The sequence below is a fragment of the Paenibacillus solani genome (assembly GCF_001277345.1).
GTDB lineage: Bacteria > Bacillota > Bacilli > Paenibacillales > Paenibacillaceae > Paenibacillus_AQ > Paenibacillus_AQ solani.
Genome location: NZ_LIUT01000001.1, coordinates 945,123 through 960,554 on the forward strand (window position 1 = coordinate 945,123; position 15,432 = coordinate 960,554).

Sequence of the window (15,432 nt, forward strand, 5' to 3'; positions counted from 1 at the left end):
AGATCATAGGAGGCTGTAAAATGAGCTCATCTTCAATCCAAACCAGCAGTATTACCGATTTGAAACTGGCACCAGAAGGTCATTTGAAAATTGATTGGGTGCAGGCGCATATGCCGGTGTTGAACCGGGTTCGTGAGCAATTCGAGAAAGAACAGCCGTTTAAAGGCTTGAAGGTAGCCATTTCTTTGCATTTGGAGGCCAAGACAGCTTATCTGGCCAAGGTCATCCAAGCAGGCGGAGCTGAAGTAACCATAACTGGAAGCAATCCGCTGTCTACACAAGACGATGTGTGTGCGGCTTTGGTAGAAGACGGAATCACCGTGTTTGCGAAATATAATCCGGAACCGGAGGAATACAAGCAGCACCTCATTTCAACGCTTGAGACACGGCCGGATCTGATCATCGACGATGGCGGCGATCTTGTAACGATCCTGCATTCCGAGCGGACAGATCTCCTTGAAGGAGTTCGCGGCGGTGCCGAAGAAACAACGACAGGTATTCTGCGGCTGAAGGCTTTGGAAAAAGAAGGGGCATTGAAATTTCCGATGGTTGCCGTGAATGATGCGTATTGTAAATACTTATTTGATAACCGATATGGTACAGGACAATCGGTTTGGGATGGCATCAATCGGACGACGAACCTGGTGGTTGCAGGCAAGACCGTTGTTGTTGTGGGATATGGCTGGTGCGGCAAGGGCGTGGCGATGCGTGCCAAGGGTCTCGGCGCAAACGTCATTGTGACTGAGATCGATGCAATCAAGGCGGTTGAGGCTTACATGGACGGCTTCCATGTCATGCCGATGCGTGAAGCGGCTAAATTAGGGGACTTCTTCGTAACTGTTACAGGTAACCGAGACGTTATTAGCGGCGAAGACTTTGATGTCATGAAGGATGGCGCTATTCTGTCCAATGCCGGACATTTTGACGTTGAAGTCAACAAGCCGGATCTGACAGAACGTTCCCAGTCAATCAGAACGGTTCGCCGTAATATTGAGGAATATCATATGAAGGATGGCCGTAAGATCTATCTGCTGGCAGAAGGCCGATTAGTAAATCTCGCCGCAGGAGACGGGCATCCGGCTGAAATTATGGATATGACGTTTGCGCTTCAGGCTTTGTCGCTCAAGTATGTGAATGACCAGTATCAGTCCATCGGTAACCGTGTATTGAACGTTCCATACGATTTGGACCAACAGGTGGCCTTATACAAACTGGAAAGTCTAGGTATCGCCATTGACAGTCTGAGTGATGAGCAGAAATCGTACTTGGACAGCTGGGCTCAACACTAAACCCGCAGCAGCTTTAGATCATATTCAGACCTCCTTTCCATCCCCTTGCGGGAGAAAAGGAGGTTTTTTGTGCCGTCACTCTGAGAGAAAGTTCCAAAAAAACAATTGCCACCTAGAAGGAATTTGATTCTTCACGCCGAATCTATTATCCTAAAGTGGTGGAAAGTGGTGCAAAGTGGGGAATCGGGGTTAAGGGGTGGAGTGCCTGATGTTTATGGGGGAGTTTCAGCATAGCATCGACGATAAGGGGAGAATCATCATCCCTGCTAAATTTCGTGATCTCCTGGGCACCTCATTTGTTGTAACCCGTGGTTTGGATAATTGCCTCTTTGTATACCCCAAAGATGAATGGGCCATCATGGAGCAGAAGCTCAAATCCCTGTCTCTCATGAAGTCGGATGCACGTGCATTCACCCGGTTTTTTTTCTCCGGTGCGACGGAATGTGAATGGGATAAACAGGGAAGGGTAAATTTGCCGGGCAATTTGCGCGAGTTCGCCAAGCTCGAGAAGGAATGCGTCGTGATCGGCGTATCGAGCCGTGTGGAGATCTGGAGCAAGGAGCAATGGCAGAATTACTATCAGCAATCAGAAGAAGCCTTCAATGACATTGCTGAGAAACTGGTAGACTTTGATTTTGATTTATAACACAAATCATGATCAACATCATCACAATTGAACAAGCAACTTAAACAAAATTTGAATCAGACACAATGGAGGGCTGCAGCTTTGTTTCATCACATCACAGTGCTTAAGCAAGAGGCGACAGAAGGGCTGCGCATCAAACCAGACGGTATATATGTTGACTGTACGCTCGGGGGAGCGGGCCACAGTTCGCTTATAGCTTCCCAACTAAGTTCGAATGGCCGGTTAATCGCACTGGATCAGGACGACTGGGCTTTGAATAATGCCCGGGAAGTGATGAAGCCTTACGCAGACCGGATAACTCTCGTCAAAACTAATTTTCGTGATTTGGAGGAGGTGCTCCGAAGCGAAGTCGGGGTTGACGATAACGGGCAGCCGCAGGTTGACGGTATACTGTTCGATTTGGGCGTATCTTCTCCGCAATTTGATGAGGGAGAGAGAGGCTTTAGCTACAATCATGATGCGCCGCTGGATATGCGGATGGATCAGTCTGCCGAGCTGACCGCAGCAAAGATTGTAAATGAATGGCCGGAACAGGAAATTGCTAGGATATTGTACCAATACGGCGAAGAGAAATTTTCAAGACGAATTGCCAAAGTCATTGTTGAAAAAAGGGAACAGAGTCCTATTCAGACAACCGGAGAGCTAGTCGAAATGATTAAGGAAGGGATACCGGCCGCAGCTCGGAGAACGGGCGGCCACCCGGCAAAGCGAAGTTTTCAAGCATTTCGGATTGCAGTTAATGATGAGCTTGGCGCATTTGAAGACGCGCTTCACCAAGCGGTGAGATGTCTGGCGCCAGGGGGCAGAGTTTCGGTGATTACCTTTCACTCGTTGGAAGATCGGATATGTAAGCAGATTTTTAACAGTTATATTCCTAAGTGCACTTGTCCTCCTGATTTTCCAATGTGTGTATGCGGAGGCGGCCAAGGTGATCTGAAGCTGGTAAACCGTAAACCGCTTACTCCCTCAGCAGAGGAAATTGAGAGTAATCCTAGGGCACGATCGGCGAAGCTGCGGATCGCGGAAAAATTGTAGAAACGTAAAATCCCTGAAGAAGGAGAATCAGCCATGGCTTACACGCGCGGCAATCTAGCCGTACAGGAGAGACAGAAGGAAACGCAGCAGTCCGCCTATCTCGAGAAGACGAAGGTCATTAAACGTCGTTCCCAGCTTCCGCAAAAAGAGAAGTTGCTGTATTTGTTGTCCGTGGTGTTTGTGGTAGCCGTCATGGGCGTTATCGGCATGAGCCATGTTCATTCCTATGACTTGAATCGGCAAATCCATGATACGGACAATAAGATACTCCAAGCTAAAAGAAGTATCGATCAGCTTCAGGTTGAAAAGCAAACGTTAGAGATGCAGGTGCTGGAGAAGGCGAAACAGTTGGGATATGTGCCTATCGAGGACAACAATATGATCCATCTATCACCCGTCTCGGGGGCATCCGGGACACAGAGTTCGGACTCGGGACAAAATGATTGAAGTGTGAGGTTTTGACCGATGGTTAAAAAAATCAAACTGCGTACCGTGCTAATAGGGGGATGTATAACCCTCTTTTTTGCTTTATTGGTTGGTAGAGTATTTTGGCTGCAGGTGATCGATAATGATTTCTGGAAGGAAGAAGCCTTGAAAAAGTGGTCCCGGTCTCAACCGCTGCCTTCTTCTCGGGGGACGATTATGGACCGGGACGGTGATATCCTTGCGATGGACGCCCCTGCCTTTACGGTTATTCTGAATCCAGCCGTCATTCAAGCTAACGGCATGGGGGACGACATCGTGAAAGGATTACACGAGATTCTCGGCAAGGATGAGAGCAAGCTTCGGGAGATGGTTGAAGCTAAGGATAGCAAGGGTGAATACCGCAAAGGCGTCGAAGTCCGTTATGAAGGCTGGAAGATTGACCAGGAGAAGAAGGAAGAGGTCGAGAAATTCAGTGAGAGCCTAAATCAAAAATTGAGGGACGCCCGCAAGGTGCCCGATTCGGGCATTGGCTTTCAGCGAGAGCAAAAACGCTACTACCCCCACGAAACATTAGCTGCGCACATACTGGGCTACACTGACAGACAGGGCAATGGAATTGGAGGCATTGAGCAAAGGTACGATGAAGATCTCAAGGGTACAGATGGATTCGCTTCTTACAAGAGTGATAAGAAGGGAGTCAAGCTGCCCAGCAAAGATGATTTGTACCAGCCTGCAATAAATGGGAAAAATTTAGTGCTGACGACCGATGATACAATCCAGTATTATATCGAGGAAGCGATGCGGGATACGTATAACAAATATAAACCAGTCAGTATGACCGTAATTGCGGCTGATCCGAATACGATGGAAATACTGGGGATGGCCAATATGCCGACTTTTGATCCCAATACATATGGGAAATGGAAGCCAAAGAATTTTACCAATCATGCCGTAAGTTCAATCTATGAGCCGGGGTCTACCTTTAAAATTGTAACGCTTGCCAGCGCGGTGCAGGAAAAGCTGTTTAAACCGGGGGATGCTTACCAATCCGGGTCCATCCGCGCAGGCGGAAGAACACACCGCGATATTAACAGTGTAGGGTGGGGCCCTATTACTTACTTGGAAGGTGTCAAGAAGTCCAGTAACGTTGCATTTGTGAAATTGGGGTATGAAATGCTGGGTAAGGAAAGATTCACCAATTATATTCGGGAGTTTGGATTTACAGAAAAAACAAATATTGATCTCCCGGGCGAAACCCTCGGTGTATTAAATATGACGAATGACTCCGATATTTCAACGATGACATATGGCTATGCCGTTTCGGTAACGCCAATCCAGCAGCTGGCAGCTATCTCAGCAGTGGCCAATGGTGGTAAGTTGATGAAACCGCATATGGTGAAGGAAATCGTGGATCCTAACACAGGAGAGTCCAAGAAGATTGAACCGGAAGTTATTCGGCAGATTATCTCACCCGAAGCCGCCAAAGAGACCGGATTATATCTGGAACAAGTCGTAGCTGACCAAGTAGAAGGTACAGGGAGATACGCATATATTGATGGCTACAGAGTTGCAGGGAAAACGGGAACAGCTATTAAATTTACTGGCGGTTATTCGGATCGATCCAAACAATTGGCTTCATTTATCGGTTATGCTCCAGTAAATGATCCGAAAATTGCCGTATTGGTCATTATTGATGAGCCGAATGAGGAAATCGGTGGCGGTAAGTTGGCAGCGCCAATATTTAAAGAGATTGTATCCAAGACGCTGAATTATTGGGGCGTCCCAAAAGCGAATGCGACTCAGCAGTCAGACAAGTCCTCCAAAGCAGCGACAAGCTCGGATAATGCCCGCATCTCGCCTGATTTGAAGGGCATGAAAGTCAGCGAAGTGAAGACCAAGCTGCTTAATGAGGGAATGACCTTCGAAACGCTGGGAAGCGGCAGCACGGTTAAGCAGCAGTATCCTCCAGCTGGAGCGGCAATGAGTGCCGGTCAGAACATCTATCTGCTTACCGAGGATAATGCGTCGATGGGAATACCACATTTGGAGGGCGAATCCCTAAGGGATGCCATGGAAGTACTCACCTTAATGAAGGTGAAAGTGACAGTGCAAGGCGAAGGCTATGTTACCGAGCAATTGGAGACCAGCAAGAATGGCCAGCGAACCGTGCATTTAACGTTGAAATCAGCCGAGGAGTTGATCACTGGTAGCAGTACCGATGATGGGGCTGCTTCAGAAGACGAAGATAAAGGCGCTTCTGCTGACGATCCATCCTCTGAAGAAGGCGTAGACGCTGAGGCAGCAGGTGAGGGCAAAGGAGAATAGCTTGTTCTAACCCACGTTTGTCCCGAATACTCATGTGAAGAACGCATTTCATGAGCTTACGGGTTCAAACAGGGAGGGACGCTGAGGTGAAAGTATCCAAAGTATCGCAGCGGAGAAGATTACTCTGGAGCCTGCTGCTGCTGCTCTTGCTATTCTCCGCATTGATCATCAGGCTGGGTTATGTTCAGATCGGGAAAGGCGCGGAATTATCCGCAAAGGCGGAGGATTTATGGCGGCGCGATATTCCTTTTGCCGCACAGCGCGGTGAAATATTAGACCGTAACGGAACCGCTCTGGTTACGAATATAACAACACCAACCATTTGGGCGATTCCTGTACAGATTAAAGATCCGGATCATACTGCCGAGACATTGGCAGGATTTATCGGCATGGATAAAGCCGACATCCAAAAGATCATTGCGAAACGTTCAAGGTTGGAGCGGATAAATCCCGGTGGACGAAAAATTACGATGGAGCTAGCTCAGGAAATTCGTGATTTGAAGCTGCCGGGTATCGTTGTTGCTGAGGATAATAAGCGTTATTATCCTTATGGCGAACTGGCTGCCCATATCTTCGGTTTTACGGGAGCCTATAGTCAGGGACTGACCGGACTAGAAGCCATGCACGACGATAAGCTGAAAGGCTTCGAAGGCGGGGTATCTTACCTGTCTGATGCAGGCGGAAGAATTATGCCAGGCTCCTCCGAGAAATATGTTGAGCCCCGGGATGGACTCAACCTGGAGTTAACGATTGATAAGTCCATTCAGTCCATTATGGAAAGAGAGCTTGATCAGGCTATGGTGAAGTATCAGGCGAATGGAGCCTGGTCGATCGCCATGAATCCCAAGACTGGCGAGATTTTGGCGATGGCCAGCAGGCCTACATACTCACCGGCCCGTTATCAGGAATACTCGGCGGAGACATACAATCGCAACCTGCCGATCTGGATGACCTATGAACCGGGCTCGACTTTCAAGATCATTACGCTTGCGGCTGCACTCGAAGAGGACAAGGTGGATTTGAAGAACGACCATTTCTTTGATGGTGGGGCGGTAGAGGTCGGTGGAGCGAGATTACGCTGCTGGAAAAGAGGCGGCCATGGCAGCCAAACCTTCATGGAGGTTGTACAGAACTCCTGTAATCCTGGTTTCGTAGCGCTCGGGCAGAAATTGGGTAAAGAAAGTCTGTTCCAATATATTCGTGATTTTGGCTTCGGGACGAAGACAGGCATCGATTTGAATGGGGAAGCGAACGGTATTCTATTCAAACTTGATAAAGTCGGCCCTGTTGAGCTGGCTACGACGGCATTTGGACAAGGGGTATCGGTTACGCCGATCCAACAGGTGGCCGCCGTCTCGGCAGCAATCAATGGTGGTAAATTGTTCAAGCCGCATGTGGCCAAGGCATGGATCAATCCCGAAACAGGTGAGAAAGTCGAGGAGATCAAGCCTGAACTTATAAGACAAGTAATCTCGGAGGAGACGTCCAAGCAAGTCCGTGAGGCACTGGAAAGTGTTGTAGCTAAGGGTACTGGACGTCCGGCTTTTATCGATGGTTATCGGGTTGGCGGGAAGACGGGAACTGCCCAAAAGGTTATTAATGGCAGATACTCCTCAACCGAGCATATCGTATCCTTCATTGGATTCGCGCCCGCAGATGATCCACAGATTGTAGTTTACACGGCTGTAGACAATCCCAAGGGCATTCAGTTCGGGGGAGTCGTTGCAGCACCGATCGTACAAAACATCCTGGAGGATGCGCTGCATTATATGAATGTTCCTCCTCGTAAGGATCAGCTCGCCCGCGAATACAAATATGGCGAGACGCCGACCGTGACCGTTCCTGATCTGGTTGGAGCAACCGTGCAAGATTTATATGAGGATCTTAATATGAATTTTATGCTGGCGAAGTCCGGAACTGGAAATACGGTCATTTCTCAGGCACCTAAGCCGGGAAGCCGGGTGGAGCGCGGTTCTACCATTCGAATTTATATGGGCCAAGATCCGGAGGAATCCAAACATGAACATTAAGGGCATCGTCCGAGTTATGAAGATGATGCTGATATATAGAGAGAGGGATAACCATGAAATTGATGCAATTAACGTCCGTATTGACCGCGGCAGTTATCGATGGGGATGGAGATGTTGAGATCGGGGGGATCGAGACAGACTCCAGAGGGGTAAAACCAGGAGATTTGTTCATTTGTCTGCCGGGTCATACTCAAGATGGACACCAGTTTGCGGCTCAAGCCGCCGAAAAAGGCGCGGTCGCTCTCGTCGTTGAACGTAAGCTTGTGACGAAGCTCCCGCAGGTCATCGTGAAAGATAGCCGCTTTGCGATGGCGGCGTTGGCGAGTACCTTCTTCAATCAACCTAGCGAACGCATGAAGATGATCGGCGTTACCGGCACAAACGGCAAGACGACGACCACCTATCTGATTGAAAAGATACTGAACGATCATGGCCTGAAGACAGGATTGATTGGTACGATTCAGATGAAATACGACGGCCAGTCATTTCCGATGCCGAGAACGACACCGGAGGCGCTGGAGCTTCAACGTTATTTGAATGACATGGCTAACGCTGGAACAGAGTGCTGTGTGATGGAAGTATCCTCGCATGCACTTGAGCAGGGACGGGTCAAAGGGACGGATTTCCGGACGGCCATATTTACGAATTTGTCGCAGGATCATCTGGACTACCATCACACCATGGAAGAATATCGCGGGGCAAAAGGGTTATTTTTCTCTAGGCTGGGCAACGCTTTTGCCAAGGACGAACGATCTCGCAAATATGCCGTTTTGAATGCGGATGATGATGCTGCGGCTTACTTTGCGAAACAGACCGCCGCAGAAGTGATAACATACGGTCTGGGAGATGACGCCGATGTGCGGGCAAGCAATATATCAATCACTGCCCAAGGAACATCATTCCATGTAGATACGTTCCGCGGTCAGGCTGATATATCGATTCGCATGGTAGGGAAATTCAATGTATATAATGCCATGGCCGCAATTGCAGCCGCGCTTCTGGAGGGTGTACCACTCGAAGATATCAAGAACAGTCTGGAATCTGTACCGGGTGTTGCCGGGCGCGTCGAGGCTGTTAATGAAGGTCAGCCGTATGCTGTGATCGTGGATTATGCGCATACGCCGGATGGCCTGGAAAATGTACTCCGTACCGTTAATGAATTTGCGGCAGGTCGGGTATTTACAGTATTTGGCTGCGGGGGGGACCGCGATCGGACCAAACGGCCAATCATGGGCAAAATTGCTGCGAATTACAGTGATGTTGTGTTTGTAACCTCTGATAATCCCCGCACGGAGGACCCGGAGCTCATTCTGAAGGACATCGAAGCTGGCTTGATTGAAGAGGGAGTGCCAGCGGAAAGCTACAAGCTCATCGTCGATCGCAGAAAAGCGATCGAAAAGGCTATTGAAATGGCAAGCCCGGGCGATGTAGTATTGATTGCGGGGAAAGGTCATGAGACCTACCAGCTGATTGCGGGCGAAGTTCTTGATTTTGATGACCGCATCGTAGCTAAAGACGCGATAAGGGGCAGACAATAGTGATCCATATATCATTACAGAGCATCGCCGATATGTGCGGCGGTACGCTCTTACGTAACCAAGACAATCAAATTCTTATTCAAGGGGTCAGCACTGATTCCAGAACCATACAGCCGGGCAATCTGTTTGTTCCGCTTGTCGGTGATCATTTTGACGGGCATGCGTTTGCCGAAAGGGTGCTTGCAGCCGGAGCCGGAGCAGCGCTTTGGCAGAGAGACCATGAGCCTATTCCTGATTTGCCGCTCATCCTTGTTGATGATACATTAACGGCACTCCAAACGCTTGCTGCAGCCTATTTATCGAAGAGCAGTGCGAAGGTGGTAGGCATTACGGGCAGCAACGGGAAGACCACGGTGAAGGACATGGTATCGGCACTGCTTGAAACCACGTATAAGGTTCACAAGACGCAGGGGAATTTTAACAACCATATCGGACTTCCATTAACGGTATTGGCTATGAAGGAAGACACGGATATTATCGTGCTTGAGATGGGTATGAGTGGACGGCATGAGATTGAATTGCTCTCAAGCATAGCTCGTCCCGATGTAACGGTGATTACGAATATCGGAGAAGCGCATATGCTCCAGCTCGGTTCCCGGGAAGAGATAGCCCGTGCCAAGCTTGAAATTATCAGCGGCATGAAACCGGGCGGTATGCTGATTTACCATGGAGACGAACCTCTGATTCGGCAAGTGCTGGCTGAAGAGTCAACCGTAAAGCCAGAGAAGCTGCAGACATTTACATTTGGTAATCAAGACACCAATGATGATTATCCGACAGGCCTCATGTTTCATGCCAGAGGAGTTATATTTACCTCAAAGCGGCATGCTGGCGAAGGCTTTAACTTGCCGCTTCTGGGCCGTCATAATGTGGTGAACGCGCTGGCCGCTATGGCCGTTGCAGACCATTTGGAAATCGGCGATGAAGCCATTCGCAGCGGGTTTGCGAGCCTCAAGCTGTCCAGCATGCGCATCGAAGCCGTGGAGACCGACTTCGGTGTAACGGTGCTCAACGATGCGTACAATTCCAGTCCTACGGCCGTGAAGGCGGCTATAGATGTGCTTGGGGACATGAAAGGCTATAGTAGACGGATCGCTGTTCTCGGGGACATGCTCGAACTGGGGCAGCAAGAAGCAGACTTTCATGCCGAGATTGGAGATTATTTGTCTCCGGAACAAGCCGATATTGTATTTACTTATGGACCTTTGTCCTTGCACACGGCGAGAAAAGCAGAAGAGAAGTTTCCTGAAGGCACCGTGTGTTCATTTACAGATAAAGAGAAGTTGATTGAAGCCGTCCTGAAGCAGGTGACAGCAAAGGATATCGTATTGGTTAAAGCCTCGCGCGGCATGAGGCTGGAGAATGTGGTCGATGCCCTGAAGTCCCTGCCTGGCGGCCATAACGGAGTGAGGGGGTGAGCTGATGGACTTTCAATTGCTGTTACTGACAATCGGTGTATCGTTTGTGCTTGCGGTTATATCGGCTCCGCTGCTCATTCCCTTGCTGCGGCGGATGAAGTTTGGTCAGCAGGTTCGTAACGATGGACCGCAAAGCCACTTGAAAAAGGCAGGAACACCAACGATGGGCGGGGTAGTCATTCTCCTCGCTTTTACATTGACTTATATTAAATTTTCACCTGTAGATACGGATTTCTATGTGATGATCGTAGCGACACTCGGATTCGGCTTGATCGGATTTCTTGATGACTATATTAAGATTGTATTTCGGAGATCCTTGGGACTCACGGCTAGGCAGAAGCTGTTTGGACAGCTTCTCTTCTCTGGCATCATGTGCTGGCTGCTGATCTCGAACGGGCACAGCACGGCAATCGGCGTTCCTGGAATTGACTGGTCCTTTGATTGGGGGCCTTGGTTCTACTATCCGTTCATCGTCATTATGATGCTTGCGATTAGTAATGCGGTCAACTTCACCGACGGATTGGACGGTTTGCTGTCCGGTGTTAGCGCTATTGCTTTGGGAGCCTATGCTATAGTTGCCATCCAGTCCACCTCGTTTGCCGCAGCTTTCTGTGCGGCTGCGATGATTGGTGCGGTTCTTGGATTTCTCGTATTTAACGCACACCCTGCTAAGGTATTTATGGGAGATACGGGGTCCTTGGGAATCGGGGGTGCCATTGGTGCGATAGCAATTGTAACGAAGAGCGAGCTGTTGTTCCTTATTATCGGCGGAGTCTTCGTCATTGAAATGCTATCTGTTGTGCTTCAGGTCCTCTCATTCAAAACCAGAGGTAAACGTATATTCAAGATGAGCCCAATCCATCATCATTACGAGTTATCCGGGTGGTCGGAGTGGCGGGTAGTCATCACATTTTGGACCGTGGGTCTGATACTTGCGGGACTTGGACTCTATATCAACAAGGGGTTGTAGCATATGAGACAGCTAGATGATTATCGAGATAAGAATATCGTGGTACTGGGACTTGCCAGAAGCGGAGTTCAAGTAGCTAAGGTGCTTCATCAAGCCGGAGCTTCCGTGATCGTTAATGATAGAAAGGAAAGGGAACAGTGTCCTGAAGCTTCGGAGCTCGAGGCTTTGGGTATTTCTGTTATTTGTGGCGGTCACCCGGATGATCTCATTCATTCCGGGGTGGCGCTGCTTGTCAAAAATCCCGGTATCCCGTATTCCGTCCCGCCCGTTCAGAAGGCGCTTGAACTCAACATACCCGTTGTGACTGAAGTCGAAATCGCCTATCACTTATGTGTTGCACCCATGATCGGCATTACGGGCTCAAACGGCAAAACAACGACGACAACATGGGTAGGCAATTTGCTGGAAAGCGCAGGTCTGTCTCCCATTGTGGCCGGTAATATCGGCATCCCTCTATCCGAGGCTGCAGCGGAAGCGACGGAGAATGACTGGATGGTCGTTGAGCTGAGCAGCTTTCAGTTAAAAGGTATAGAGAAGTTCAGGCCGCGTATTGCCTGTCTTCTCAACATTGCGGAAACGCATCTTGACTATCATGGCGGAATGGATGATTACATTGCATCTAAGGCGAAGCTGTTCGCCAATCAGACAGCCGAGGATATCGCTGTGCTCAATTGGGATGATCCCGTGTGCAGAAACCTTGTCCCTTACATCAAGGCGCGCATTGTGCCTTTTTCTATGAACGAGAGTCTTCGTGAAGGGGTTCACATAATCCCGCCATATGCTGCCGACGGTTCGGATTTGGATGAAGGCGATCAGGGACGAACGATGGTTTATACAGACGGCGACGGATTTACGCATGAGATCATCCGTGTGGAGAACATTGGGCTGCCTGGAAGATTCAATGTGGGAAATGCAATGGCCGCTTGTGCGATTGCCATCTCGGCGGGCGTAACTCCAGACAAACTCGAAGAAGCCCTGACTCATTTTCGCGGTGTGGAGCATCGTTTGGAATTTGTATCTGAATTTCAAGGAGTATCCTATTACAACAACTCGAAAGCGACAAACTCCAAGGCCACGCATATGGCTCTGACTTCATTCAAGGAACCGATCATACTCATCGCCGGCGGGCTTGATCGAGGCTCGGATTATGAGGAGTTGATCCCCTCCTTGCAAGGTAGGGTAAAGGCAATTGTTCTTCTTGGTGAAACCAAGGAGAAGCTGGCGAAAGTGGCTGTCAAAGCCGGATTAAAGGATATCATCCTCGTCGATAATGAGAAGGACGCCGCCGCAACTTTAACCTCAGCTGTGCAGAAAGCCGCAAGTCTCGCGGAGAGAGGGGACACTGTTCTATTATCTCCTGCGTGCGCGAGCTGGGACATGTTTCCTTCCTATGAAGTACGAGGAGACATTTTTAAAGAGGCGGTGCATAACCTTTAAGTAGGGGGGTGGATAAGCCCCTACTAAGGATGTACGAGGTGGCCTTTCCATGAACAAGAACCGCCAGGCGCCCGATTTGTGGCTGCTTATCTGTATTTTGGCCCTGCTGGCCATCGGAATCGTTATGGTGTACAGTGCAGGATCTGTACTCGCCTTTCATGATTATGGAGACAAATTTTATTTTGTGAAGCGTCAGCTGTTTTTTGCCTGCCTTGGGCTGGCTGCGATGTACTTCACATCCAAAATTGATTTTCGAGTTTGGAAGAAATACAGCAAGCTTGTGTTATTGGTCTGCTTTTTTATGCTCGTTATCGTACTAATTCCTGGTATCGGCGTTGTTCGCGGCGGAGCCAGAAGCTGGCTTGGCATTAGCTCGTTTGGCATTCAGCCCTCCGAGTTTATGAAGCTGGGCATGATTCTGTTTCTATCACGCTGGCTTAGTAAACAAGACTATGATATAACGTCTTTTACCAGAGGGCTTTTGCCACCGCTAGGTTTGATCGGACTGGCATTTGGATTGATTATGCTGCAGCCCGATTTGGGTACAGGGGCGGTTATGCTTGGCGCCGCGATGATGATCGTATTTACTGCGGGAGCACAGATGAAACATCTGGGCTTTCTCGCCTTAGGCGGAATTGCCGGATTTGTCGGTCTGATTCTGACAGCTCCTTACCGGCTGAAGCGGATTACGGGATTTTTGGATCCTTGGTCCGATCCGCTCGGCACAGGCTACCAAATCATTCAATCACTCTATGCGATTGGTCCAGGCGGACTAGGGGGACTCGGACTCGGCATGAGCCGGCAGAAGTACGCTTATGTTCCTGAACCGCAGACTGATTTTATCTTTTCGATTTTGGCTGAAGAGCTGGGCTTCATCGGCGGCTTGATTGTACTGCTCCTGTTCGCTGCACTGGTGTGGAGAGGCATGAGAGTCGCCATGACAGTCTCCGATAGCTTTGGCAGCCTGCTGGCCGTCGGGGTTGTAGGCATGGTCGCCATACAGGTCGTGATCAATATTGGCGTCGTTATCGGCTTGATGCCGGTAACAGGGATTACGCTGCCGCTTATTAGCTATGGAGGCAGCTCTCTGACACTGATGCTGACGGCGCTGGGCATTCTATTAAATATTTCCCGTTATGCGAGGTGAAGGGTATGCGTGTCGTATTAACCGGCGGCGGAACGGGGGGACATATCTACCCCGCTGTTGCCATTGCAAGACAATGTGAAAAAGAAGATCCCAAAACGGAGTTTTTATATATAGGGGGAGAACGAGGCCTCGAGAGCAAGCTGGTACCCCAGGAGAAGCTGCCTTTTGAAAGTATCGATATCACCGGCTTTCGGCGCAAGCTGTCAGTGGATAACGTGAAGACAGTTTTGCGTTTTTTCAAAGGAGTGAAGCGATCGAAGGCACTGCTCAAAGAGTTTAAACCTGATGTTGTAATCGGTACTGGCGGATATGTGTGCGGACCTGTGGTTTATGCAGCCGCCAAGCTCGGGATACCGACCATGATCCATGAGCAGAATGCGATACCGGGTCTCACCAACCAATTTCTCAGCAGATATGCAGATACAGTCGCTGTCAGCTTTGAAGGATCGGAAGCCTCGTTTCCCAAAGCTAAGAGATCGGTATACACAGGCAATCCACGCGCGACAACGGTTTTATCCGCTAATCGTGAACGTGGATTTGCTACGCTTGGCATTCCAATGGAAGCCCAGGTGGTGCTGATCGTTGGCGGAAGCCGGGGAGCCAAGGCGATTAATGACGCAATGATCGGGATGGCACCGTTTATTCATAAGCTGCCTGGCGTTCATTTTGTGTTTGTAACGGGTGAAACGTATTTTGAAAATACAAGAGAAGCCATTCTGACCCAATTAGGGACGATGCCGAACCATCTTCATATCATGCCTTACGTTCATAATATGCCGGAAGTGCTTGCGGCTACTTCTCTGATTGTAAACCGGGCAGGGGCCTCGTTCCTGGCTGAGATTACATCACTTGGCATTCCGTCTGTGCTTATTCCTTCTCCCAACGTCACCAATAACCATCAGGAGGCGAATGCAAGGCAATTGGAGGAAGCAGGGGCTTCCAGAATGATCCTTGAGAAAGAATTGACAGCCGAATCGCTGTTTCAAAAGCTGGAGGAAATCATGACCAATGAAGCTGCCAGGGAGAGAATGTCGGCGGCTTCAAAAAAACTGGGCAAACCGGATTCAGCTGCCGTTATTGTGCAGGAAATTCGCCGTTTAACCGGTGGACATTAAAACGGCTGGGCGATTGTCACACACCAATGGAGCCTGACATAAGATACTCTATAATC

The 15,432-nt window shown here is 49.3% G+C and carries 12 protein-coding genes; all 12 read left to right on the plus strand.

Features of this window, described 5'->3' with window-relative positions; all coding sequences use genetic code 11:
- Positions 1–20: 20 nt before the first annotated feature.
- Positions 21–1,289, plus strand: a complete 1,269-nt coding sequence (locus tag AM231_RS04140) for an adenosylhomocysteinase (protein WP_054401439.1) — start codon at positions 21–23, stop codon at positions 1,287–1,289.
- Positions 1,290–1,497: 208 nt separating this feature from the next.
- Positions 1,498–1,935 (plus strand): division/cell wall cluster transcriptional repressor MraZ, encoded by a 438-nt coding sequence (mraZ, locus tag AM231_RS04145; protein WP_053489102.1) that lies wholly within the window; start codon positions 1,498–1,500, stop codon positions 1,933–1,935.
- A gap of 81 nt (positions 1,936–2,016) precedes the next feature.
- Entirely contained in the window at positions 2,017–2,970 is a 954-nt protein-coding gene (rsmH, locus tag AM231_RS04150; RefSeq protein WP_054401440.1) for a 16S rRNA (cytosine(1402)-N(4))-methyltransferase RsmH, read from the plus strand.
- A gap of 33 nt (positions 2,971–3,003) precedes the next feature.
- The gene (locus AM231_RS04155) at positions 3,004–3,417 is read left to right on the plus strand and encodes a cell division protein FtsL (protein ID WP_054401441.1); all 414 of its coding nucleotides are present in this window, start codon (positions 3,004–3,006) and stop codon (positions 3,415–3,417) included.
- 18 nt (positions 3,418–3,435) lie between these two features.
- On the plus strand, positions 3,436–5,721 hold the full coding sequence (locus AM231_RS04160) for a penicillin-binding transpeptidase domain-containing protein (RefSeq protein WP_054401442.1): 2,286 nt from the start codon (positions 3,436–3,438) through the stop codon (positions 5,719–5,721).
- Positions 5,722–5,807: 86 nt separating this feature from the next.
- Positions 5,808–7,751: a stage V sporulation protein D gene (locus AM231_RS04165; RefSeq protein ID WP_054401443.1), complete on the plus strand. Its 1,944-nt coding sequence runs from the start codon at positions 5,808–5,810 to the stop codon at positions 7,749–7,751.
- Between the two features lie 53 nt (positions 7,752–7,804).
- On the plus strand, positions 7,805–9,289 hold the full coding sequence (locus tag AM231_RS04170) for a UDP-N-acetylmuramoyl-L-alanyl-D-glutamate--2,6-diaminopimelate ligase (protein ID WP_054401444.1): 1,485 nt from the start codon (positions 7,805–7,807) through the stop codon (positions 9,287–9,289).
- Positions 9,289–10,707 carry a UDP-N-acetylmuramoyl-tripeptide--D-alanyl-D-alanine ligase gene (locus tag AM231_RS04175; protein ID WP_054401445.1) on the plus strand — a complete coding sequence of 473 codons (1,419 nt, stop codon included), beginning with the start codon at positions 9,289–9,291 and terminating at the stop codon, positions 10,705–10,707. The genes AM231_RS04170 and AM231_RS04175 overlap by 1 nt, the downstream gene beginning before the upstream one ends.
- 4 nt (positions 10,708–10,711) lie before the next feature.
- Positions 10,712–11,677: a phospho-N-acetylmuramoyl-pentapeptide-transferase gene (mraY, locus tag AM231_RS04180; protein ID WP_053489095.1), complete on the plus strand. Its 966-nt coding sequence runs from the start codon at positions 10,712–10,714 to the stop codon at positions 11,675–11,677.
- 3 nt (positions 11,678–11,680) lie between these two features.
- A complete protein-coding gene (murD, locus tag AM231_RS04185) occupies positions 11,681–13,114 on the plus strand; it encodes a UDP-N-acetylmuramoyl-L-alanine--D-glutamate ligase (RefSeq protein ID WP_054401446.1) in 1,434 nt (477 codons plus the stop codon).
- A gap of 49 nt (positions 13,115–13,163) precedes the next feature.
- Positions 13,164–14,261, plus strand: coding sequence for a stage V sporulation protein E (spoVE, locus tag AM231_RS04190; RefSeq protein ID WP_054401447.1), 1,098 nt, complete (start codon positions 13,164–13,166; stop codon positions 14,259–14,261).
- A 5-nt stretch (positions 14,262–14,266) separates the two neighbouring features.
- The gene (murG, locus tag AM231_RS04195) at positions 14,267–15,376 is read left to right on the plus strand and encodes an undecaprenyldiphospho-muramoylpentapeptide beta-N-acetylglucosaminyltransferase (RefSeq protein WP_054401448.1); all 1,110 of its coding nucleotides are present in this window, start codon (positions 14,267–14,269) and stop codon (positions 15,374–15,376) included.
- Positions 15,377–15,432: the final 56 nt, after the last annotated feature.

Coding starts and splice junctions, on each gene's coding strand:
- AM231_RS04140 (WP_054401439.1), top strand. CDS start 21: ATGAGCTCATCTTCAATCCAAACCAGCAGTATTACCGATTTGAAACTG.
- mraZ (WP_053489102.1), top strand. CDS start 1,498: ATGTTTATGGGGGAGTTTCAGCATAGCATCGACGATAAGGGGAGAATC.
- AM231_RS04155 (WP_054401441.1), top strand. CDS start 3,004: ATGGCTTACACGCGCGGCAATCTAGCCGTACAGGAGAGACAGAAGGAA.
- AM231_RS04160 (WP_054401442.1), top strand. CDS start 3,436: ATGGTTAAAAAAATCAAACTGCGTACCGTGCTAATAGGGGGATGTATA.
- AM231_RS04170 (WP_054401444.1), top strand. CDS start 7,805: ATGAAATTGATGCAATTAACGTCCGTATTGACCGCGGCAGTTATCGAT.
- mraY (WP_053489095.1), top strand. CDS start 10,712: ATGGACTTTCAATTGCTGTTACTGACAATCGGTGTATCGTTTGTGCTT.
- murD (WP_054401446.1), top strand. CDS start 11,681: ATGAGACAGCTAGATGATTATCGAGATAAGAATATCGTGGTACTGGGA.
- spoVE (WP_054401447.1), top strand. CDS start 13,164: ATGAACAAGAACCGCCAGGCGCCCGATTTGTGGCTGCTTATCTGTATT.
- murG (WP_054401448.1), top strand. CDS start 14,267: ATGCGTGTCGTATTAACCGGCGGCGGAACGGGGGGACATATCTACCCC.